The following is a 23167-nucleotide window of genomic DNA, read 5'->3' as shown; positions in this document are numbered from 1 at the left end:
GCGTGCCGGACCGTAGCGGCACTGCGAGCGTGGTCGGGCCGTTTGCGGCGTTGGTGCTGTCGATGATCTCGCTGTGCGTGGGTACGTCGTTCGCCAAGACGCTGTTCGGGGTCGCGGGACCGGCGGGGATGACCGCGCTGCGGATCGGGTTGTCGGCGCTGCTGCTGATCGCGGTGCAGCGGCCCTGGCGGTGGCGGCTCGACGCGGGGCAGGCACGCGTCGTGATCGGGTACGGCGTCGTGCTCGCCTGCATGAACCTCAGCTTCTACGCCGCGCTGGCGCGGCTGCCGTTGGGTGTCGCGATCGCGATCGAGTTTCTCGGGCCGCTGGGCGTCGCGGTCGCCTATTCGCGATCGCGGTTCGACCTGGTCTGGGTGGCGCTCGCCGCCGCGGGGATCGTCGCGCTGGTGCTGCCGGGGGCGTCGGGGCATCCGGTCGATCCGGTGGGGGTCGGCTTCGCGCTGACCGCGGCGCTGTTCTGGGCGCTGTACATCATAGTCGGCAAGCGTGCGACGGCGCGCGTGCCCGAGAGGCAGATCGTCTGCCTGGGACTGTGTACGGCGTCGCTGATCGCGGTGCCGGCGGGGATCGCGCAGGCGGGGGCTGCCCTGCTCGACGCGCACGTGCTGCTGGCGGGGTTCGTCGTGGCGATCTTCTGCAGCGCATTGCCCTATTCGCTCGAGATGTTCGCGATGAAGCGGATGCCGAACCAGGTGTTCGGGATCGTCGTCAGCCTGGAGCCGGCGATCGGCGCGGCGGCGGCGTTCGCGATCCTCGGCGAGCGGCTGGGCGGGCTGCAATGGATCGGGATGGGCTGCGTCGTTGCGGCGACGATCGGGTCGGTCCTGTCCCGGCCGCGGACCGACCCGCCGGAGGCGATGCCCGCCTGATACGGGCGCCGCGGTCAGCGCGGGCGCCTGAGCCAGCCGTGCATGTCCATCCAGCGCGCGAACGCCTCGAACCAGCCGGTGCTGGTCGTCGCCTTGGGGTACATGCCGAAGCCGTGGCCGCCCTGTTCGAACAGGTGGAACTCGACCGGGCGCTTCGCGGCGCGCCAGCTGTCGATCAGGCCGTAGCCGGCATTGCCGAACAGCGGATCGTCGGCGGCCAGCGCGACGAACATCGGCGGCGCGTCGGCGGGAACGGTCATCGCCGACAGCGGGCCGTAGATGTTGCCGATGAAGGCGGGCCTGGCGTCCTGCCCGTTCACGGTCGTCGCCATCGTCAGCATCGCACCGGCGGAGAAGCCGACCATGCCGATGCGGGCAGGGTCGACATGCCATTCGCCGGCACGCGTGCGGATCAGCGCGAACGCCGCGCGCGCGTCGGCGATCTGGGGCGCGAGGTTCGCCATCATCGCTTCGGGTGTCGGGCGCGGCATCGGCGGGCCGGCGCGCGGGCGGGCGAACGTCGCGAGGTCCGCAGGCGTTTGGTTGAGGCGGTATTTCAGCACGAACGCGGCGACGCCCCTGGCGGCGAGCGCGCGCGCGACGTCCCAGCCTTCATTCTCCATCGACAGCGTCTGGAACCCGCCGCCCGGCGCCACGACCACCGCGGTGCCGTTCGCCCTGGCCGGATCGGGGAGGAAGGGCGTGAGCGTCGCGACCACGACGTTGCGGGCAAAGACGCTGCCATATTGGCTGTGCCAGCTCTCGGGGGCAGCGGCGTTCGGCAGCGGACCGGTACCAAGCACGATCGCGGCGGACTGAGCCGGGATCGCTATCGCGGTCATCTTGTCGGTCTGTGCGGTCGCCGGCGTCACGGTCCCGAGGGTCAGCGCGCATCCCACAAGCCGCAGCAGAGCGCGGCCGAAACGCCGGCGGACCTGCGTCATCCCCATCGTGCGAATCATTATCGCTCTCCCCTGTTTTATCGTTGTTTGAGGAGAACTATAGTTAGCGCTACCACCGCGCAATGGGTTGCCGTCGAGCGGCGATGGTGGGCTTAGCGCGCCATCGCAAGCTGCGTGTCGTCGAACGCCAGATCGACCAGTGCGCGCATCGCGGTGTTCGCGGCGAGCGGATCGCCGGCCGCGATGGCGTCGTAGACGCGGACATGGTCGGGGATGGGGTTGCGCGGGAGGACCTTGGCGCGCTGCTTGAACTGCGTCGTCCAGTTCACCGCGGCGCCGATGCTCGCGCTGAGCACCACCAGCGCATCGTTGCGCGTCGCGCTCAGGACGGCGTCGTGGAACTCGCGGTCGGCAGCGCGTCCCGCTTCGGTCGCGAGCGTATGGCGGCGCATCGCCGCGAGCGCCTCCTTCATGGTCGTCAGGTCGGCGCGGTCGCGGCGTTCTGCGGCGAGCGCGGCTGCGGCGGGTTCGACGATCGCGCGCAGTTCGAACAGCCCGCGGACGAGCGCGATGTCGGGTTCGCCGCCGAACGCCCAGGCGAGCACGTCGGGGTCGAGCAGGTTCCAGCGATTGCGCGGCAGCACGCGGGTGCCGGTCTTGGGACGGCTTTCGACCAGGCCCTTGGCGGTCAGGACCTGTACCGCCTCGCGGTAGGCGCTGCGCGAGACGTCGAGCGCTTCGGAGAAGGCGACTTCGCCGGACAGGATGTCGCCGGGCTTGTATTCGCCCGACAGGATCGCTGTGCCCAGCTTGTTGGCGATCGCGCCGTGGAGCCGCCGACCGGTCCCGCGCGGTACCCGAGGTGCCGGCGCCCCGTCGCTTGGGGCATCGCTCAGGGCGTCAGTCGGGTCGGCGGTCGGCTTTGTCATGATGGGCTCCCGACATCAGGCGTAACAGTCGCGCGATGTTCGTGGAACGACAAAGATCGGCAGGCGTCGCGACCCGGTTGGGGGTCGCGACACCCGCGGTCGGTCAGAGGAAGCGGTTGATGAGATTCTCGATCCGCTCCTGCTGGCCCGAGACCGGCTGCGGATCGATGCCGCGCTCGACCGCCAGGTCGGCGATGCCGGCCAAGTCGAGCCCGCCGATCGTACCGCCGAAATCGCCGTCCCAGCCGGCATAGCGCTTGGCCTTGATCGCATCGACGCGGCCGTCCTCGATGATCGCGGCGGCGGCGAGCAGCCCCTTGGCGACGACGTCGATGCCGCCGACATGGCCGTAGAACAGGTCGGCTGCGTCGACGCTCTGGCGCCGCACCTTGGCGTCGAAGTTGAACCCGCCGGTGGTGAAGCCGCCCCCGCGCAGGATCTCGATCATCGCGAGCGTCAGTTCCTCGACCGAGTTGGGGAACTGGTCGGTGTCCCACCCATTTTGCGGGTCGCCGCGGTTGGCGTCGATCGAACCGAAGATGCCCAGTGCATTCGCAGTGGCGATCTCGTGTTCGAAGGTGTGGCCCGACAACGTCGCGTGGTTCGCCTCGATGTTGACGCGCACGTCGTTCTCGAGGCCGTAGCGCTTGAGGAAACCGTACACGGTCGCGGTGTCGAAGTCGTACTGGTGCTTGGTCGGCTCGTGCGGCTTGGGTTCGATCAGGATCGTGCCGGTAAAGCCGATCTTGTGCTTGTGCTCGACGACCAGGCTGAGGAAGCGGCCGAAATTGTCGAGCTCGCGCTTCATGTCGGTGTTGAGCAGAGTCTCATAGCCTTCGCGACCGCCCCACAGCACGTAGTTCTGGCCGCCCAGGCGATGCGTCGCCTCGAGCGCGTCGCGGACCTGCATCGCGGCGAAGGCGAACACTTCGGGATCGGGATTGGTCGACGCGCCGGCGGCGTAGCGCGGGTGGCTGAACGCGTTGGCGGTGCCCCAGAGGAGCTTCCGGCCGGTTGCGGCCTGGAGCTGCTCGAGATGGTCGACGGCCTCGGCGAAGAAGCGGCGATGCTCGGCCACGTTGGCGGCGTCGGCCATCACGTCGACGTCGTGAAAGCAGTAATAGGGGATGTCGAGCTTCTGGAAGAACTCGAACGCGACCTCGCGCTTCTGCGCCGCGGCAGCGCTGTCGTTGGCGCCGGCATGCCAGGGGCGGTTGAACGTCCCACCGCCGAACACGTCCGAGCCGGGCCAGCAGAAGGTGTGCCAGAAGCACGCGGCAAAGCGCAGATGCTCCTCCATCGTCTTGCCGAGCACGACCTTGGTCTTGTCGTAATAGCGATAGGCCAGCTCGTTGCTGCTGTCGGGGCCTTCGTATTTGATCTGGGGGATATCGGCGAAGAAGTCGGACATTGGGGGCTTCCTAGGCTTTGGGGGTGATGCGGGGATAGGCTTGGCGAAACGCGGCCTTCTTCTCGGCGAGCGCCGAGACGAGCGCGGGATCGGGGGCGATGCGGTGCGAGACGGGCGGCGCGACGCACACGGTGGCGGGGTCGCCGCCGTCGACCGCAAGCTGCGCGAGGCGGGCAGCGCCGAGCGCGGGGCCGACCTCGCCACCCTGGAGGTAGACGAGTTCCACTTCCATCGCCGCGGCGAGCGTCTCGCCCCAGTAACGCGACCGCGCGCCGCCGCCGATCACCGCGAGCCGATCGATCGTGGTACCGGCTTCGCGCAGCACGTCGACGCCGTCGGCGAGCGCGAACGCGACGCCTTCGAGCACTGCCTGCGACAGGCGGCCGGCGTCGGTGTCGTTGTCGAGGCGGAGGAACGCGCCGCGGACCTCGGCATCGTTGTGCGGGGTGCGCTCGCCCGAGAGGTAGGGGAGGAAGAGTTCGGGGCCGCTCGCGGGGCCGGCGGCTTCGGCGCGCGCGAACAGTTCGGCGGGGCCGCTCGCGCCGGTGATCCGCGCGACCCAGTCGATGCACGACGCGGCCGAGAGGTGGACCGACATCTGGTGCCACATGCCGGGCAGCGCGTGGCAGAAGGCGTGGACCGCGCTGTCGGCGTTGGGGCGGAACTCCCTGGTCGCGACGAAGATCACGCCCGAGGTGCCGAGCGACAGCAGCGCGTCGCCGTCCGCGACGACGCCGACGCCGACCGCACCCGCGGCATTGTCGCCGCCGCCCGCCGCGACGGGGACTTGCGGCATGCCCCATAGCTCGGCGACCTCGGCGCTCAGCGTGCCGGTGATCTGCGAGCCTTCGTAGAGCACCGGCATCTGCGCCTGCGTCAGCCCGCAGGCCGCCAGCAGCTCGTCGCTCCAGCTGCGGGCGGCGACGTCGAGCCACAGCGTGCCGGCGCTGTCGGACAGGTCTGATGCCTTGTCGCCGGTCATCAGCAGCCGGACATAGTCCTTGGGCAGCAGCACGGTGGCGATCCTGGCGAAGACCTCCGGCTCATGGTCGCGCACCCAGATCAGTTTCGGCGCGGTGAAGCCGGGCATCGCGATGTTACCCGCGATCGTGCGCAGGGTCGGCACCGCGCGCTCCATTGCTTCGCATTCGGCGAAGCTGCGGCCGTCGTTCCACAGGATCGCGGGGCGCAGCGGGCGGTCGTCGGCGTCGAGCAGGGTCGCGCCGTGCATCTGCCCGGCCAGCCCGACGCCGCGGACCGAGCGGCGGACCGCGGGGTCGATCGCCTGCACCGCGGCGGTGGTCGCGCGCCACCACGCATCGGGATCCTGTTCGGACCAGAGCGGGTGGGGGCGCTGGACGGTCAGCGCGGCGGTGCCCTGGCCGACGACGCTGCCGGCCTGGTCGAGCACCACGGCCTTGACGCCCGACGTGCCGATATCGATTCCGAGGAACATCAGTTGACGAACGGATCGATGGTCGGGATCGAGCCGTCGGCCGCGAACTTCAGCTCGGTGACCTTGACGTTGCGCAGGTGGTTCTTGTTGCTCAGCTGCGTGTCCGCGTAGAACAGCCACCATTTCTTGTTCCATTCGATGATCGAATGGTGGCTGGTCCAGCCCTGTACGGGCTTGAGGATATGGCCCTTGTAGGTGAACGGCCCGTAGGGGTTGTCGCCGGTCGCGTAGTTGAGGAAGTGCGTGTCGCCGGTCGAGTAGGTGTAGTAATATTTGCCGCCGCGCGTGAAGACCCACGACGCCTCGAAGAAGCGCTTCTCATGGTCGCCGCCGAGCACGGGCTTGCCGGCCTCGTCGAGGATCTGGACGTCGCGTGGGGCCTCGGCGAAGCTCTTCATGTCGGGGTTCAGTCGCGCGATCTTCCCCGACAGCGCGGGCTGGTCGTCCTTGCCGAGATCGGTGTCGGAGCCGTTGGGGTCGAACGTGCCCGTTGCCCAGCGCTGCAGCTGGCCGCCCCAGATGCCGCCGAAATACATGTAGCTCTTGCCGTCTGCGTCGGTGAACACCGCCGGGTCCATCGAATAGCTGCCGGCGATCGGTTTCGGATCGGCCTTGAACGGGCCGGTCGGGCTCTTCGAGGTGGCGACGCCGATGCGGAACGTGCCGAGGCCGTTCTTGTCGAGCTGTTTGTCGCGGACCGGGAAGTAGAGGAAGTAGGTGCCGTTCTTGTAGGCCGCGTCGGGGGCCCACATCTGCTGCGACGCCCAGGGCACGTCCTTCACGTCGAGCGCGACGGGGTTGACCGTCACCGGCCCGCCGATGCGGTCCATGCTCAGCACGCGGTAGTCGCGCATCGCATATTGGTTGCCGAGATCGTCGTCGGCGATCTTCACGTCGATGTCGTGGCTCGGGTAGACGTAGATCTTGCCGTTGAAGACGTGCGCGGAGGGGTCGGCCGTGTAGATGCTGGTGACCAAAGGTTGCGACAGATAGCGCTTGCCTTCGGGGCTGCGCGGTTCCTTCGACGCGGGTGCCGAATGCTGCGCGATCGCGATCGTGCCCGAGGCGGTGATCGCCGCGCCGGCCAGCGTGAGGGCAAGGGTAAAGCGCATCTGCGGGTCCTTCCTAATGTCGCCTTCTGACGAGGCTGTGACGCAGCAATGCGCCGGATAGCGCTACCATAGAAAGCCTGCGATCATCTAGCAAGCGGCCCGCGCGTTACCGATTCAACGCCAGCCGGCATCCATCCAGTAATTGTGCGCGGTGCACATCCGCGCGTCGTCCGACGCCAGGAACAGCGCGAGCGCGGCGATGTCGGCGGGGAGGATACGGCCGTCCAGGCATTGCGCGGCAACGATCTCGGCCTCGCCCTCGGGGGTGTACCATTTCTCCTGGCGCGGCGTCTTCACGTTGCCGGGGATGATCGCGTTGACGCGGATATTGTCGCGTCCGAGATCGCGCGCGAGGCTGCGCGTCAGGCCTTCGATCGCGGCCTTGGCGGTTTGGTACAGGATCAGTTCGGGGAGGCCGAGATGCCAGCTGATCGACCCGAAATTGAGGATCGATCCGCCGCCCGCCGCCTTCATTGCGGGGATCACCGCCTGTGCCGCGAAGAACTGGTGGCGCAGATTGACGTTCATCCGCTCGTCCCAATAGGTAGGCGTGACCTCGTCGACGGTGTGGCGGTCGTCGTTGGCGGCGTTGTTGATCAGCACGTCGCAGCCGCCGAGTTCGGCTTGCAGCTCGGCGAACACCCGGGACAGCGCGTCGAGATCGGTCAGGTCGAGCGGGCGGAAAACGGGCGTGTGTGCGACGCCAACGAGCGTTTCGATCAGCGCATGGCTCGCGTCTGCGGCGACGTCGACGAACGCGACCCTGGCGCCCTGGCGCGCGAACGCCTCGACCAGGCCCGCGCCGATTCCCGACCCGCCGCCGCTGACGATCACGCGCTTGTCGCGCAGGGACGGGTAGCGCGCGCGGGTGTCGGTCACTTGGGTCTCCGGTATCAAGGTCATGCGGACAACAGGCCGCGCGCGGCGAGGTTGCGGATCAGCGCGCTCAGGCCGAACGTCCAGGGGGCTGCGGCCTTCGACGTGGTCACGGCGTTGACGAGGCGTCCGAGCCGGGGCGTGGCGATCGCGACCGTGTCGCCGACCTTGTGCGTGAAGCCCTGGCCGGGGACGTCGCGGTCCTGCGTCGGGGCGAACAGCGTGCCGAGGAACAGGACGAAGCCGTCGGGATAGTGATGCTCGCTGAGCGACTGGCGGACCAGTTCCTCGGGATCGCGGCTGATCTGGTTCATCGAGCTGGCGCCGTCGAGCGTGTAGCCGTCGGTGCCCTCGATCCGCAGCGAGATCTCCGCCCCGCGGACGTCGTCCATCGTGAAGTCGTCGTCGAACAGCCGGACGAACGCGCCGAGCGAACAGGACGCATTGTTGTCCTTCGCCTTGCCGAGCAGCAGCGCCGAGCGCCCCTCGAAATCGCGCAGATTGACGTCGTTGCCGAGAGTCGCACCGACCGCGCGGCCTGCAGGATCAACCAGCAGCACGACCTCGGGCTCGGGGTTGTTCCAGCTCGAGTCCGACCGGATGCCGACCTCGGCGCCCCAACCGACGGTCGAGAGTACGGGCGACTTGGTGAAGATCTCCGCGTCGGGTCCGATCGCGACCTCGAGATATTGCGACCAGAGCCCCTCGTCGATCAGCGCCTGTTTCAGCGCGGCGGCCTCGGGCGATCCGGGGACGACGGCGCGCATGCTGCCGCCGATGCGGCCTTCCAGCCGGGCGCGGACGTCGGCGGCGGCGCTGGCGTCGCCGCGCGCCTGTTCCTCGATCACGCGCTCCATCGCCGACACCGCGAAGGTGACGCCCGATGCCTTGACGCATTGCAGGTCGATCGGGCTGAGCAGCCGGACGTCGCCGTCGACCGACAGGCCGATCGCATCGAGCGCGCCGATCGCTTCGCCCTGCGCGGGATCGAACGCGCCTTGCGCGACGAGCTCGGCGACGGTGGGGGCGACGCGGACCATGTCGTGGACGATGCCGTCGACCACGAGCACGGGCGAGGGGCCGTCACCGCGATCGATGCGGCCGAGCCAACGGCCGGCGCGCCACTCGCTGCCGAGTGCGTCGGCGGGGTCGAAGGTCAGGGACACAAGGCGTACTCCATGTTCCGAAAGAGCGTGGACGGTACCGCTAACGACTGGTCGGCGGCGGGGGAAGATAGATGGCCGCGAGTCATGGCGTCTCGGTCCATGCATAGGGGCCGACCAGCGTGCCGACGAACCCGCCCGCAGTCTTCGTGCTGAGGACGCGCGCGTCGACATCCTTGGCGAGCGTGCGCGTGCCGGTCGCGCCGGCATAGTCGAACGCCATCGAGGCACCGACGACGCGGATCGTCAGCGTGACCGGGCCGGCGGGCATCGGCGCGGAGGCGACCAGCCGCTCCTGGCCCTTGTCGGACAGGTAGAGCGCGACGACGGGCGTGCCGCCGATCCGGGTAATGCCGAAGAACGCATAGTTCGCATCGCTCTGCACCGCGGCGAGGCCGGCGCGGTCGCCGTCGCGGTCGGGCGTGAAGCGGACGGTGGTCGACATCGTCGCGACCGCATGCTGCTGGCGGCGACCTACAAAGGCCGGCGCGCCCGACAGGTCGCCAAGCCGCGTGCCGCGCCCCATCACGAGGTCGCCGCGATCGAGCCGGTAGAAGGGCGCCTTGGGGGTGCGGATGCCGACCCATTGCAGGCCGAGCTTGGCGCCGTCGAAGCCGTCGACATAGCCGAACTCGCCGCTGGTCGGGATCGGACCGGGCGTGCCCACGGGCAGCCGCGGCTTGGCGGCGACGAACGGGATCGCCTGGCCATTGGGCAGGATGATCGGCCAGCCGTCCTTCCATGTCACCGGCAGCAGGAAGGTCTCGCGGCCGATATTGTAAGAGTCGCCCTCATAGGGCCGCACCGCGAGGAAGGTCGCGTACCAGTCGCCGGTCTGCGTCTGCACCAGCTTGGCATGGCCCGACGAGGTGATCGGGTTCGGCCGCGCGGGGTCGAGGTCGCGCTGCGTCATGATCGGGTTGCCGGCATAGGGGACATAGGGCCCGCGCAGGTCCCTCGATCGCAGCACGACCTGCGAATGGTTGACGCTGGTCCCGCCTTCGGCCGCGGTGAGGTAGTAATAGCCGTCCTTGCGGACAATGTGCGGGCCTTCGATCCAGACCGGCTTCTTTGACAGGTCGACGCCGCCGTTGATCAACTGCGTGCTCTCGCCGACCATCTTGCCTGCGCGCCAGTCATATTCCTGGATCCAGATCGCGCGGTGGCCGTCGTAGCGCGGTGGTTCGGCGGGGGCGCGGTTGTTGACGATATAGGCCTTGTCGCCCTCCCAGTAGATCGACGGGTCGATCCCCTCGAACGGCAGCCAGATCGGGTTCGACCAGGGCCCCGCCGGGTCCTTCGCGGTGATCACGAAATTGCCGCGGCATTCGACGCAGGTGTTGACGATGTAGAAGACGCCGTCGTGGAACGAGATGTCGGGCGCGAACACCGCTTGCGACGTGCGCATGCCGGTGAAGTCGAGCTGTTCCGGCCGATCGATCGCGTTGCCGATCTGCGTCCAGTTCACCAGGTCCTTCGACCGGAAGACCGGCAGCCCGGGGAAATGCGCGAACGACGACAGGACGAGGTAATAGTCGTCGCCGACGCGCGTCACCGACGGGTCGGGATAATAGCCCGACAGGATAGGGTTGCGGTACTGGCCGGGGCCGGTCTTCACCCGTTCCTGCGCATGGCCGTCATAGCGGAACTCACTGAAGCGCGGCGGTTCGCTCGCCGATGCTGTGGACCCTATGCCGACGACGGCCAGCGCCAGCGCGGCGATCCGCATCGCACTTGTCCGAGCGACGGTGCGTTGCGGCGCGCTCTCGCGGACTGCGGATCTGGCCGCCATCGTCATCCTTTCCGGTATCGTCCCGCGGCCTTGCTCGACCGGTTGCGACCATTGTTATAGCGCTAACATTCGCATGCGCCAGCACCTCCGTAGTCGCGCTCCCATTTTGCCGGTACCGTTGCCCGATTGTCGGGCGCTATAGCGGTATCAACGCTCCATCTGCCTGCCGTCCGCCATTCCGCCAGTTGACGGATGCTGCGTTTTAACTACTCCTACAAGAACGTGAGAAACGGGTGCGCCGGCAGGCGGCCGACAGGGAGAGCATGACCGTGAGCGACCGCACCAGACAGCCGAAATCCGCCAGGGGCCTGCGCGCCCTGTTCGTACCGCTGATGCTGGCGAGCGTCGTCACCATGCCGGCACGCGCGCAGGAGGCCGCGCCCACGGTCGCGGCGACGCTCCATGCGGATACCCCCGGACCGGTGATCCACCGCGACGTGTTCGGCCAGTTCGCCGAGCATCTCGGCCACGGAATCTATGGCGGGATCTGGGTCGGCAAGGGATCGCGCATCCCGAACGATGGCGGCTATCGCAGCGACGTGATTGCCGCGCTCAAGGCCGTGAACGTGCCGATGGTGCGCTGGCCCGGCGGCTGTTTCGCCGACGAATATCACTGGCGCGACGGCATTGGCGCGACCAAGTCGCGGCCGACCAAGGTCAACACCAACTGGGGCGGCGTCAACGAGGACAACAGCTTCGGCACGCACGAATATATGGGGCTGATGGAGCGGCTGGGTGCGGCCACCTACGTCTCGGCGAACGTCGGCAGCGCCGAGCCCGCCGAGACGGCACAATGGGTCGAGTACATGACCGCGGCGCAGGGCACGACGGTGCTCGCCAAGGAGCGCGAACGCAACGGCCATGCCGCGCCGTGGAAGCTGCAGTATCTCGGCATCGGCAACGAGCTGTGGGGCTGCGGCGGCAACATGCGCGCCGAATTCGCGGCGGACATGACCAACCGCTACGCGCAGTTCGCCAAGGCGGCCAACGGCAAGATGCTCAAGATCGCGAGCGGCCCGAGCGATTCGAACTATGACTGGACCGACGCGATGATGCGCATCGCGGGCAAGAACATCGACGGGCTGGCGCTGCATTACTACACTCGCCCGCGCGACAAGAAGTGGAGCGACAAGGGCGCCGCCTTGGGCTTCCCCGAGCGCGAATGGGCGACGACGATGTCGCACACGCTGCAGATGGAAACCTTCCTCACCAGGCATTCGGCGATCATGGACAAATATGATCCGGCCAAGCGCGTGATGCTGGCGGTCGACGAATGGGGCACGTGGTACGATCCGACCCCGGGGACCAACCCCGGCTTTCTCGAGCAGCAGAACTCGCTGCGCGACGCGGTGGTCGCCGGGCTCAACATCAACATCTTCGCGCATCACGCCGACCGCGTGAAGATGGCGGCGATCGCGCAGATGGTGAACGTGCTGCAGGCGATGCTCCTGACCGACGGCGCGAAGATGGTGAAGACCCCGACCTATTGGGTGTACGACCTGTACAAGCCCTGGCAGGGCGCGACCTCGCTGCCGATCGAGCTCACTTCGCCCTGGTATCACAAGGACGAGGTGGCGGTGCCCGCGGTCAGCGCATCGGCGGTGCGCGATACCGCGGGGCAGGTGCATGTCGCTCTCGTCAACCTCGACCCCAACCGCGCGATGCCGGTGACGGTGTCGCTCGCGGGGCTCCAGGCGACGCAGGCGAGCGGCCGGATCATCACCGGGACGGCGATGGACGCGCACAACAGCTTCGACGCGCCCGACGTGGTAGCGCCGCAGCCCTTCACGGCCGCGCAGGTGGCGGGCGGTACGCTGACGGTCACGCTGCCGGCGAAGTCGGTGCTGGTGCTCGACGTGCGCTGAGCGAGTGGCGGGCGGTCCGACGCCTATCAGCTTGCCACAGGGCGGGCGATCGGCATCGGCGCCGCCCCGGTCGCCTTGGCGCGGTTGGTCGCCGGACCCGCGCGTTTTGGGCCAGGCGGCGATCGAGCGACAGATGGTCGGTTGGGGGCTTGGGCACCGCGCCGCCATCTGACGGCGGATCGACCCCGGCGATATGGTCGGGGCTCGCGATTATGGGGCGACGGGTGGCTCGAACGTGCCGACTAGTCTCCCGGCGGCGTATTCATCGAAGGTCGGGCCGCATGCGACTGCCGATCGGGATCGATCGTACCCGGTGGCGCGGTCGATTGGCGCTGGACGATCGCATGGTCGAGGACCTGGTCTATTCGCTCGCCAGCCTTTCGCGGCGGCGCCCCGATCTCCGCGACGAGCAGGCCAAGCGCCTCCGCGGCGAGCCGGCGAACCGGTTGGTGGACGGTGGTCAGCGGCGGCCACAGCGTGACTGCGGCGGTGGTATCGTCGAACCCGACCACGGTCAGTTCGGCGGGTACGTCGAGGTGACGGCGATGCGCCACCGAGACGATCGCGGCCGCCATGTCGTCGTTGCTCGCGAAGATCGCGGTCGGGCGCGGATCGGCCTGGAGCAGCGCGTCGCCCGCGGCCAGCCCCGAGGCGAAGCTGAAATCACCCTGCGCGATCGTCGTCGTCACGCCGGCGTGCTCGCGTACCGCCGCCTGGAAGCCATCGAGCCGCTGCAGGCTGGCGACCTGGCCCGGGTTGCCGACGACGAAGCCCAGCCGGCGATGGCCCAGGGCGATCAGTTCGCGCGTCATCTCGTACGCCGCGAGCCGGTCGTCGATCCGGACGCAGATCGCGCCCTCGACGCCGTGGGCCCCGACCGCGGCGACCGGCACGCGCGCCATGTGGAGCACCTTGAGCACGGCGGGGGATTCGCTGAGCGGCGGTGCGCAGATCAGCCCGGATATGCCGGAGCGCACCAGATCCTCCAGCGCGGACTGCGAGGGTGGGTGACCGTCCTCGCCCTTCAGCAGCACCAGCCGCGCGCCCCGGACCGACGCTTCCTCGAACACGCCTGTCAGGAAGTCGCTCATGAACGCGGCGCTGGGATTGGAATAGACGACGCCGATCTTCAGCTCGGCCGAGGTGACGAGGCTTCGCGCGGCGAGGTTGGGCGTGTAGCCGAGTTCGACGATCGCCTGCTGTACGCCGGCGCGCGTGGCGGGATCGACTCCGGGGCGATCGTTGATGACCCGCGACACCGTCATCGGCGACACGCCGGCCCTGGCTGCGACGTCGATGATCGTCGGACTGCGTAGGCGCCGCGCGCGTTCCTTCACACCGATCCTCCCACCGACGAAACCGAGCCGGTACCCCCTTAGCGACGTAGAGCTTTGTCGCACCGATGCAACGCCGGATCGCGCGCGGACGAACCGGCGAACGGCCGGTCGCGCGGGCAGGGGCGGTAAGACAGTTGCCCCGACGCCCCAATTCGGCGTACCAATTGATGATAACGTTACCGGGAACCCTAGTGCAGCGCTTTCGGCATATCCGCTGGACCATCATCGGCCTGTTCGTCGTGGCGATGGTGATCAACTATCTGGCGCGCAGCGTGCTGGGGGTGGCGGCGCCCGCGATAATGGCCGAACAGCACATCTCGGCGCAGCAATATTCGTGGATCACCGGCGCGTTCCAGATCGGGATCATGTTCCAGCCGGTCGCGGGGTATCTGCTCGACAGCATCGGGTTGAAGATCGGGTTCACGCTGTTCGTGACCCTGTGGTCGCTGATCACGATGGGGCACGGCCTTGCCAGCGGATGGCTTGGGTTTGCGGGCTTGCGCGGTGCGCTGGGGCTAGTCGAGGGATCGGCGCAGCCTGCGGGCATGAAGCTGGTCGCTGAGTGGTTCCCGGCGCGCGAGCGCGGCGTTGCGGGCGGGATCTACCAGATCGGCGCGTCGTTCGGTGCGGTGTTCGCGCCGCCTCTGGTCGCGTGGGCGGTGTTCAATCACAGCTGGCGCGCGGCGTTCTTCGTCGCGGGCGGGCTGGGGCTCGTCTGGGTGATCGCGTGGCTCGCCTGGTACGCGCCGCCCGCACGGCACCGGCGGCTGTCGGCGGCCGAGCATGCGCATATCGTCGGCGGGCAGGAAGCGGCGCTCGCGACCAGGCGGGTACGGCCGCCGCTGCGCGACCTGCTGCGGCGGCGCAACCTGTGGGCGATCGCCGCGGCGCGGTTCCTGGCCGATCCGGTCTGGGGGATGCTGTCGCTGTGGATGCCGCTGTACCTGGTGCAGGTCCGGCATTTCGACCTCAAGCAGATCGCGCTGTTCGCGTGGCTGCCGTTCCTCGCCGCCGATCTGGGGTGCCTGTTCGGCCCTGCGGTGGTGGCGTGGCTACAGCGGCGCGGCGTCGGGTTGATCGACGCGCGACGCTGGGCGTTCACGGTCGGCGCCGTCCTGATGATGGCCATGATGTTCGTCGGCACCGTGACCAATCCGGTCGCGGCGATCGCCCTGCTCTGCGTCGGCGGCTTCGCGCACCAGACGCTGTCGGTCACCGTCATCACGATGGCGTCCGACATGTTCCCGCAGGATCAGGTCGCGACCGCCACCGGCGTGTCGGGGACCGCCGCCAATCTGGGCGTGCTGATCTTCACGCTCGTGCTCGGATCGCTCGTCGCGACGGTCGGCTACCAACCCTTCTTCGTCCTGCTCGGGCTGCTCGACCTGGTCGGCGCCGCGATCCTCTGGACCCTGATACGAAAGCCTGCATGACGTTCCGCAATCCCATCCTGCGCGGGTTCAACCCCGACCCGTCGATCGTCCGCGTCGGCGAGGACTATTACGTCGCGACCTCGACCTTCGAATGGTATCCCGGCGTGCAGATCCACCGCTCGCGCGACCTGGTGGACTGGACGTTCGTCGGGCGCCCGCTCAACCGCGCGAGCCAGCTCGACATGCGCGGCAATCCCGATTCCTGCGGCGTGTGGGCGCCCGATCTGAGTTACGCCGACGGCCGCTTCCACCTGATCTATTCCGACGTGAAGCGGTACGGCCAGACCACGGTCGACGGGGCCAGCGGCGCGTCGCTGCGCGATTTCCACAATTACTGGGTGTGGTGCGACCGGATCGAAGGGGACTGGTCCGACCCGGTGCACCTCAACAGCAGCGGTTTCGACCCTGCGCTGTTCCATGACGAGGACGGCCGCAGCTGGCTGCTCAACATGCTGTGGGATCACCGGCCCGGCAGGGGGCGGTTTGCGGGCATTGTGGTGCAGGAGATCGACCTGTCGAGCGGCGCGCTGCTCGGCGAACGGCGGCAGATCTTCGAGGGGACGGCTTTAGGGTTCACCGAGGGGCCGCATCTCTACAAGCGCGACGGCTGGTATCATCTGTTGGTCGCGGAGGGCGGCACCGAGCGCAACCATGCCGTCGTAATGGCGCGGTCGCGGTCGTTGTTCGGGCCGTACGAGGCGCATCCCGACGGGCCGGTGCTGACCGCGATGGGGAAGCCGGACGCACCGTTGCAGCGCACCGGGCATGGCGACCTCGTCGACACCCCGGCGGGCGAGACCTGGATGGCGTATCTGTGCGGGCGTCCGCTGCCGGTGTGCGATCGCTGCGTGCTGGGGCGCGAGACGGCGATCCAGCCGATGCGCTGGGGCGAGGATGGCTGGTTGCGGACGCTCGACGGTGCCGCGAACCCGGATGGGGGCGGCGGTGCCGCGGCGCTTATCGACGAGCGCAGCGAGTTCGACGGCGGCGCGTTGCCGGCGGCGTTCCAGTGGTTGCGCACGCCGTATCCCGAGCAGCTGTTCAGCCTGACCGAGCGTGTCGGCCATTTGCGGCTCCATGGTCGCGAGACGATCGGGAGCCATTTCACGCAGGCGCTGATCGCGCGGCGGCAACAGGCGTTCCGCTATACCGCCGAGACGCTGCTCGACTTCGAACCGCGGCATTTCCAGCAGGCGGCGGGGCTGGTCTGCTACTATAACTCGACGAAATTCCACTATCTGTACGTCACGACCGACGACGACGGGCGGCGCCAGGTCCAGGTCCTGTCCGCGATCCCGAGCGCGCACGGCAGCAGCGTGGTGTCGGATCCGATCCCGATCGCGGCGGGGCCGATCATGCTGACCGTCGCGGTGGATCACGAGGCGATGCGGTTCGGCTACCGCCTGGCCGACGCCGCGGACTGGTGCTGGCTGCCCGAGACGTTCGATGCGAGCATCCTGTCCGACGAGGCGACGCTGCCCGGGCTGCCCAACTTCACCGGTGCGTTCGTCGGGATGGCGTGCCAGGACCTCTCGGGCGCGGGACACCCGGCGGACTTTGCCTATTTCCACTATGCCGAGCAGGGCTGAACCGGTGGATCCTCCCCCTGGCGGGGGAGGATGTGATTTCGATGCCGGAGGCGCAGCATCATTACGATAGCAGGGAGTGTTTCATGACCGATCGCTGCTGCGCCGGGCATTCTCGCCGCGATATCGATCCCGTATCACCGCATCGCGCACGAGCGCTACGCGACCTATGGACGACCGACGCAGCCTTTGGTCGGGCGACCATGCCGGCCTGAGCGCGGCGGGGCGGGAGAGGGCCTACGCTTCGTCGTTGGAGATCGGCGTCCGTGCCGCGCGTTGGACCGGCTTGCCGATGACTGGCCGCCCCGCTGGCCAGCGTCGCGCGATGCACCGCGCCTTCGCAACCCGGGCGATGGTGACCGCATCCCCCTGATTGCCGCCGAGGACATGATAGGCGGTCGGGTCCTCGCCGATATAGAAGCCGACATGGCCGCCCCCGGGGCGCGCGAACACGAGGACGGCGCCGGGCGCGAGCCGTTCGGGGCGGAGCGCCTGTCCCCATGCCGACCACGACGTCGCGCGCACCGCGATCGCGGCGGGCACGATGCCGTCCTGTTGCAGGCAGTCGGCGACGAACACCCCGCACCAGGGAACGCTGTCGGCGTTGTAGATCATTCCGAGCACCCTCGTGCCGAGCCGCTTGGCCCAGCCGAGAATGGTCGGACTGTTCGCCGATCCGGCGGCTTCCCTGGTGCCGAGCCGGCGCCTTGCGTCCACCAGCCATCCGGGTTCCTTCGGCACGCCGATCTCCTATCCGCCCGACCCGGGCGAACGGCGCCCCGCCGGGATTACTGCGACGCTGCGCCCGCGCGGTCGATGACGATCGCGGTCGGCGTGGTAGGCGCCTTCAGGACGATCGTCGACGTCCTGGCCGCGCTGTCGGTCGTGTTCGCGACGCGCTTGCCCTTGACGGTCGCGGTGCCGGTGCCGGTCCAGTCGTGCACCGTGACGGCGACACTCCGCCACCACGGCGTGTGGTTGCCCTGGGGCTTGGCGAAGCTGATCGTCATCCGGTTCCCGACGACCTCGCAGCGGATCGCCTGCCGGAAATAGCGGCCGCGCGCATAGGCGAGGCTGACGCCGTCGTCCTCGTACAGCGTGCCGCTGCAGTCCGCGCCGGGATAGACGTCGAGCGTCAGCGGGCCGGTCGGCGTCTCGCTCGTGCTCTGGACCAAAGGCTGGCGCGGCAGGATCGTGCCCGCGCGGACGAACACCGGCAGGTGGTCGAGCCGCGGCGTCTCGATCACGCGGTCGCCGAACGACCGCGCGGTCGGTACGGCTTGCGTCGCCGACTGGATCGGTCCGGCCGCGGCAGGCTCGGGGGTGCCGACGCGCTGGCCGGTCCAATAGTCATACCAGCCGCCGGCCGGCAGGCAGACGTCGTAGACCTGCGGCGATTCGGGCTTGGGCGGGGGCGCGATCAGCAGCGACTTGCCGAGCGTGAACGCCATCGACTGGTCGCACGACGCGGTCATCGCGGACGGATAGTCGTAGAAGACCGGTCGCATGATCGGGTCGCCGAGCCGGCTGTTCTGATCCGCCAGCGCGTAGAAATACGGCATCAGCCGATACCGCTCCTCGATGAAGCGGCGACGGATCGCGAGATGGTCGGGGCCGTCGACCCAGGGCTCGACGCGCGGCGTGCCGGTCGCCGAATGGTTGCGGAACACCGGCGTGAACGCGCCGATCTCGGTCCAGCGGGTGAGCAGGTCGGGACTCGGGCCCCCTGCGAACCCGCTGACGTCGGCGGCGCTGTAGCCGAAGCCCGACAGGCCGAGGTTGATGATCTGCTGCACCGACAGCTTCAGATGATCCCAGGTCGCACTGTTGTCGCCCGTCCAGGTGACGGCGTAACGCTGCCCGCCGGCATAGCTGGCGCGCGTCATCACGAAGGGACGCTCGTCGGGGCGCAGCTTCAGCAGGCCGTCATAGGTCGCGCGGGTGTTGAGCATGCCATAGACGTTGTGCGCCTCGCGGTGATCGGTCACGCGGGACGCGAAATCGTCGCTGTCGATGCGGTGGCGCGTGTCGAGCGGCATCGTCTTGGTCGGCGTCTCGAAGATCGCCGGCTCGTTCATATCGTTCCAGAATCCGGCGATCCCCGCGTCAAGGAACCCCTTGTACTGCGTGCCCCACCAGGTCCGCGCCGCGGTCTTGGTGAAGTCGGGGAACACAGACGGGCCGGGCCAGACCGGCGCGACATAGGGGGTGCCGTCGGCGTTCTTGATGAACGCGTCGGCCTTCATGCCGTCCTGATAGGGGGCGTAGCCGCTGTCGACCTTGGCGATGTGCAGATCGGTGATCGCGACCAGCTTGATCCCGTCAGCCTTCATCTCGGTCGCCAGCTTGGGCAGGTCGGGGAAGGTCTTGGCGTCGGTCGTGAACGGCCGGTTGCGGTCCTGATAGCCGATGTCGAGCCAGATCACGTCGGTCGGCACGCGGTCGGCGCGCAGCCGCGCGGCGATCTGGCGAACCTCGTCGGCCGAGCCATAGCTGTAGCGAGACTGCTGATAGCCGAGCGCCCATTTCGGCGCGAGCGGCGCATGCCCGGTCAGGTCGGCATAGCGCCGTGTAACTTCGGCGATCGACGGCCCTGCGATGAAATAATAGTCGATCGGACCGTCGGGGCCGCCGAACGAGAGCGTCTCGGCATCGCGATGGCCGAAGTCGAACCAGGTGCGATAGCTGTTGTCGAGCAGGATGCCGTAGCTGCCGCCCCCGCTCGCGCCGCCCGCGCCCGTGCCGATGAAGAACGGGATCGACTTGTAGATGGGGTCGTCCGCGCTGCTGAACCCGAATGCGTCGGTGTTCCAGTCGACGAAGCCGTGGCCGCGGCGGTCGAGCCCCTGCGTCTTGTCGCCCATGCCATAGACATGCTCGGCGATCGGCAGTGTCTTGGCGATCGTGAACGCCGTGCCGTCTACCCGCGGCGCGGCGGCATCCGCGGAGATGACCCGGCCGTCGAGCGTCTCGAACGTCACCGCGCCCCCCGCGCCGATCCGCACGCGGACGCTGGCGGTGGTGAAGCCGTCGGGCGTCGCGGTGACCGCGGCCTTGCGGCGGCGCAGTTCGGCGGACACCGCCCAGCTGGCATCCTCGGCATAGACGCCGTCCTTGGCCACGCGCACGCGGATCAGTCCGTCGGTCATCGCGGTGACGCGCATCATCGTCGCACCGGCGCGCACCTCGACGCCGTCGCTGCGCGGCGTCAGCGTGGGCGCGGCGGCGGGAGCGGTCTGCGCCTGGGTTTGCTGCATGGGCGGGGTGGCGCCGATGGCGGTCGCGGCGAGCAGGAGAGCGGTCAGGGTCATGCGGCATCCTCGGGGGAGTAGGGGGCGTGCGGCCGGAAATTCAGCGCGCAGCGGTTCAGGAAATCGTCGATGCGGGGCATGTCGACGGGGTCGATATCGGGGCCGGGCGGCACCAGCCGGGCATCGTCGGGGAAGGTGCCATAGCCTGCCATCAGGCAGTGCCAGCTGATCGCCGAATAATAGCGCGACAGCCCGGCACGGTCGATGACCGCGGTCAGGTCGGCGCCGGTGAACCAAGCGGACATCAGCGCCTTCACATCGTCCGACAGCGCGTCGATCGCGCGCGCCTGCGCCCAATAGCCGGTCGGGTCGTCGTGGCGCTGGTTCAGCCGGTAATGCGCGACGATATAGTCGCGTACGCCGTCATAGCGCGCGGCGATCCGCGTGTTGAACGCGGTGCGGGTCTCGGGCGTCGCGCCGCTCGCGTCGACCATGTCGAGGAACGCCTCGACCGTCGCGATGACGAGATGCAGCGCGGTCGCCTCGAGCGGTTCGAGGAATCCCTGTGCCAGCCCGACCGCGAGCGCATTGTGCGACCAGCTGTCGCGGACCCGGCCGATCCGGAATTTCAGGTGGCGTGCGTCGCCGGCTTCGGCACCCAGATGCGCGCGCAGCTCCGCCTCCGCCTCGCCTTCCGAGAGGTGCCGGCTGGAATAGACATAGCCGTTGCCGTCGCGCGTCGTCAGCGGGATGTGCCAGGCCCAGCCGGCGGACAGCGCAGTGGCGCGCGTCTGGCTGGGCACGGCCTCGCCGGCGGCGCGCGGCGTCGGCATGACGACCGCGCGATCGTTGAACAGCGCATCGGCATAGCTGACGAACGGCACCTCGAGCGCGCTATGGATCATGCTGCGAAACCCGCTGCTGTCGACGAAGAGGTCGCCCGTGATCCGCTCGCCATCCGCATCCACTAACCCCGCGACGTCACCGTCGGCGGACCGCTCGATCTCAGCGATGCGGCGTTGCAGATGGACGACGCCGAGTGTTTCGGTCGCATGGCGCGCGAGGAACGCGCCGATCTTGTGCGCGTCGAAATGATAGCCGTAGCTGACCTCGAACGGAAAGGACGGATCCGGGTGCGGCCCGCGCGCCGCTGCCGCGAGGCGGGCAGGGAGCAGGAAGCGATCGGGATGCGCGTCGACGTCGCGCCCGGTGCGCCGTGCCCGCGCGTGGTAGAAGAACTGCCCCGCGGTGTGGACGTCGAGCGCGCTGGGGAAGGGATGGAAATAGCGCTCGTACCCGGCGCGGTCCGACCAGCCCTCGAACCCGATACCAAGCTTGTAGGTCGCGTCGCACGCCGGCATCCATTCGGCTTCGGCGATCCCCAGCGTGTCGAACAGGTGCTTCAGCTGCGGCGTCGATCCTTCGCCGACGCCGACGATGCCGATCTCGGGGCTTTCGATCATTGTCACGCGCGCGTCGCGCCAGCGCTGCGCGATCAGGCACGCCGCGATCCAGCCGGCGGTGCCGCCGCCGAGGATCACGACATGACTGGCGCGGGGCTCGGTCACCGGCGCAGCACCAGCCCGGACAGCGGCGGCATCACGCGCACGTCCGCGCCGCCTGCCTCGAACAGCACGGTCCCGTCCGTGGCAAGCGCCTCGGGCCAGGCCCGCGCGTCGTCGCCGAGGTTGAACACGCACAGCAACGTCTCATCCCCCCCGGTCCGTTCGAACGTGATCAGCGCATCGTCGCTGTGGACGATGGCCAGGCTGCCGAGCCGCAGCGCCGGATGGCGCTTCCGCGCGGCGATCAGCGTCCGCGTCCAGTGCAGCAGCGAGCCCGCATCGGCCTCCGCGACGTCGACCGCGAGCGCACGGTGCGTCTCGCCGAACGGCAGCCAGGGCTTGTCATGGCCGAAGCCCAGATCGGGCGCCGCGCCGACCCACGGCATCGGCGTGCGCACGCCGTCGCGCGACAGCGTCAGCGGCCAGTTCGCGATCGCCTCGGGGTCGAGCAGGTCCTCGAACGCGATATCGACCTGCGGCAGGCCGAGCTCCTCGCCCTGATACAGGAAGATGTTGCCGCGCAGGCAGGCGAGCAGCAGCATCTTCATCCGCGCGAAGCCGGGCGCGTGCTCGGGGCTAGTCCAGCGCGACACCGCGCGCGGCGCGTCGTGGTTCTCGAACGCCCAGCTCGGCCAGCCGATGCCGGGCGTGTCGGGCCAGTTGCCGACCGCGTCCGCGACCAGATCGGGGGTCAGGCGGTCGGCATAGAGGAAGTTGAAGCCGTACGCGCTGTTGAGACGGGTGTTGCCCGCAGTGAACAGCTTCATCTCGCGGTCGCTGTCGTCGCCGCCGATCTCGGCGACGGTGAAGCGCGCGCCATAGTCGTCCAGCAACGCGCGGATGCGTTCGATGAACCCGACGATATCGGCGTGGCTCTGGTTGAACTGCTTCAGCTGGAAGTCGAACGACCGCGTGCGCGGGCGGTTGGTCGCAGGCGCGGGCGGGTTATCGCGCAGCGCGGGATCGTGCATCGCGAAATTGATCGCGTCGAGGCGGAAGCCGTCGACGCCGCGATCGAGCCAGAATTTCGCGGTCGCGATCAGCTCGTCCTGCACCGCCGGATTGTGGCCGTTGAGCTGCGGCTGTTCCTTCAGGAAATTGTGGAGGTAATATTGCTGGCGGCGCGCGTCCCAGGTCCAGGCGGGGCCGCCGAACACCGACTGCCAGTTGCTCGGCGGGCTGCCGTCGGGCTTGGCATCGGCCCAGACATACCAGTCCGCCTTGTCGCCCGATCGGCTGGCGCGGCTGGCGGCGAACCAGGGATGCTCGTCCGAGGTGTGCGAATAGACCTGGTCGATGACGATCTTCAGCCCCAGCGCGTGCGCGCGCGCGATCAGCGCGTCGAAATCGGCGAGCGTGCCGAAGATCGGGTCGACGTCGCGGTAATCCGACACGTCATAGCCGAAATCCTTCATCGGCGAAGTGAAGAAGGGCGACAGCCACACCGCATCCACCCCCAGCGACGCGACGTGATCGAGATGCGCGGTGATGCCGTTCAGGTCGCCGATGCCGTCGCCGTTCGAATCCGCGAAGCTGCGCGGATAGATCTGATAAATCGTCGCGCCCTGCCACCAGGGCGTCGTGTCGGTGTCGGTCATG

Annotated in this window: 17 protein-coding genes; 4 read left to right on the top strand and 13 right to left on the bottom strand. The window is 68.6% G+C overall.

The features are described 5' to 3' along the window. The first annotated feature begins 2 nt into the window (after window positions 1-2). Window positions 3-890: an EamA family transporter gene (locus tag FSB78_RS10860; protein ID WP_242008200.1), complete on the top strand. Its 888-nt coding sequence runs from the start codon at window positions 3-5 to the stop codon at window positions 888-890. A gap of 14 nt (window positions 891-904) precedes the next feature. On the opposite strand, the gene FSB78_RS10855 is transcribed toward FSB78_RS10860, so the two are convergent. The 8 genes from FSB78_RS10855 to FSB78_RS10820 all read right to left on the bottom strand — a co-directional run bounded on the left by FSB78_RS10855 (window position 905) and on the right by FSB78_RS10820 (window position 10468). After that, the gene (locus FSB78_RS10855) at window positions 905-1852 is read right to left on the bottom strand and encodes an alpha/beta hydrolase (RefSeq protein WP_147082611.1); all 948 of its coding nucleotides are present in this window, start codon (window positions 1850-1852) and stop codon (window positions 905-907) included. Between the two features lie 92 nt (window positions 1853-1944). Further along, window positions 1945-2721, bottom strand: a complete 777-nt coding sequence (locus FSB78_RS10850; RefSeq protein ID WP_147082608.1) for a FadR/GntR family transcriptional regulator — start codon at window positions 2719-2721, stop codon at window positions 1945-1947. Between the two features lie 103 nt (window positions 2722-2824). Beyond that, window positions 2825-4132: a xylose isomerase gene (gene xylA / locus FSB78_RS10845; RefSeq protein WP_147082606.1), complete on the bottom strand. Its 1308-nt coding sequence runs from the start codon at window positions 4130-4132 to the stop codon at window positions 2825-2827. A gap of 10 nt (window positions 4133-4142) precedes the next feature. Then, window positions 4143-5588 carry a xylulokinase gene (gene xylB / locus FSB78_RS10840; RefSeq protein WP_147082604.1) on the bottom strand — a complete coding sequence of 482 codons (1446 nt, stop codon included), beginning with the start codon at window positions 5586-5588 and terminating at the stop codon, window positions 4143-4145. Beyond that, window positions 5588-6700 (bottom strand): glycoside hydrolase family 43 protein, encoded by a 1113-nt coding sequence (locus tag FSB78_RS10835; protein WP_147082602.1) that lies wholly within the window; start codon window positions 6698-6700, stop codon window positions 5588-5590. Before FSB78_RS10835 ends, xylB (FSB78_RS10840) begins: the two co-directional genes overlap by 1 nt. A 114-nt stretch (window positions 6701-6814) precedes the next feature. Then, a complete protein-coding gene (gene xylB, locus FSB78_RS10830) occupies window positions 6815-7603 on the bottom strand; it encodes a D-xylose 1-dehydrogenase (RefSeq protein ID WP_147082600.1) in 789 nt (262 codons plus the stop codon). Continuing rightward, on the bottom strand, window positions 7600-8742 hold the full coding sequence (locus FSB78_RS10825) for a fumarylacetoacetate hydrolase family protein (protein ID WP_147082598.1): 1143 nt from the start codon (window positions 8740-8742) through the stop codon (window positions 7600-7602). The genes xylB (FSB78_RS10830) and FSB78_RS10825 overlap by 4 nt, the downstream gene beginning before the upstream one ends. Window positions 8743-8824: 82 nt before the next feature. Next, window positions 8825-10468 (bottom strand): glycoside hydrolase family 43 protein, encoded by a 1644-nt coding sequence (locus FSB78_RS10820; protein WP_147084146.1) that lies wholly within the window; start codon window positions 10466-10468, stop codon window positions 8825-8827. A 395-nt stretch (window positions 10469-10863) separates the two neighbouring features. Between FSB78_RS10820 and FSB78_RS10815 the strand changes: the two genes are divergently transcribed. After that, on the top strand, window positions 10864-12396 hold the full coding sequence (locus FSB78_RS10815; RefSeq protein ID WP_147084145.1) for an alpha-N-arabinofuranosidase: 1533 nt from the start codon (window positions 10864-10866) through the stop codon (window positions 12394-12396). Window positions 12397-12638: 242 nt separating this feature from the next. Here FSB78_RS10815 and FSB78_RS10810 read toward each other — a convergent pair whose 3' ends face one another. Continuing rightward, window positions 12639-13733, bottom strand: coding sequence for a LacI family DNA-binding transcriptional regulator (locus FSB78_RS10810; protein WP_199743169.1), 1095 nt, complete (start codon window positions 13731-13733; stop codon window positions 12639-12641). A gap of 191 nt (window positions 13734-13924) precedes the next feature. Between FSB78_RS10810 and FSB78_RS10805 the strand changes: the two genes are divergently transcribed. Continuing rightward, window positions 13925-15166, top strand: a complete 1242-nt coding sequence (locus tag FSB78_RS10805; protein ID WP_242008199.1) for an MFS transporter — start codon at window positions 13925-13927, stop codon at window positions 15164-15166. Further along, window positions 15163-16755 (top strand): glycoside hydrolase family 43 protein, encoded by a 1593-nt coding sequence (locus FSB78_RS10800; protein ID WP_147082594.1) that lies wholly within the window; start codon window positions 15163-15165, stop codon window positions 16753-16755. The genes FSB78_RS10805 and FSB78_RS10800 overlap by 4 nt, the downstream gene beginning before the upstream one ends. Before the next feature lie 234 nt (window positions 16756-16989). On the opposite strand, the gene FSB78_RS10795 is transcribed toward FSB78_RS10800, so the two are convergent. The 4 genes from FSB78_RS10795 to FSB78_RS10780 are packed head-to-tail and all read right to left on the bottom strand — an operon-like array spanning window position 16990 to window position 23166. Next, a complete protein-coding gene (locus FSB78_RS10795; RefSeq protein ID WP_158638005.1) occupies window positions 16990-17493 on the bottom strand; it encodes a TIGR02594 family protein in 504 nt (167 codons plus the stop codon). Between the two features lie 47 nt (window positions 17494-17540). Further along, window positions 17541-20063, bottom strand: a complete 2523-nt coding sequence (locus FSB78_RS10790) for a glycoside hydrolase family 31 protein (RefSeq protein ID WP_147082590.1) — start codon at window positions 20061-20063, stop codon at window positions 17541-17543. Next, the gene (locus FSB78_RS10785) at window positions 20060-21571 is read right to left on the bottom strand and encodes a tryptophan halogenase family protein (RefSeq protein ID WP_147082588.1); all 1512 of its coding nucleotides are present in this window, start codon (window positions 21569-21571) and stop codon (window positions 20060-20062) included. Before FSB78_RS10785 ends, FSB78_RS10790 begins: the two co-directional genes overlap by 4 nt. After that, window positions 21568-23166, bottom strand: coding sequence for an alpha-amylase family glycosyl hydrolase (locus FSB78_RS10780; RefSeq protein ID WP_147082586.1), 1599 nt, complete (start codon window positions 23164-23166; stop codon window positions 21568-21570). The genes FSB78_RS10785 and FSB78_RS10780 overlap by 4 nt, the downstream gene beginning before the upstream one ends. Window position 23167: the final 1 nt, after the last annotated feature.

This window comes from Sphingomonas ginsenosidivorax (assembly GCF_007995065.1).
In the GTDB taxonomy this organism is placed as follows: Bacteria; Pseudomonadota; Alphaproteobacteria; order Sphingomonadales; family Sphingomonadaceae; genus Sphingomonas; species Sphingomonas ginsenosidivorax.
The sequence above is the reverse complement of the archived record's forward strand: the minus strand, read 5'-3'. Positions and strand labels throughout refer to the sequence as shown.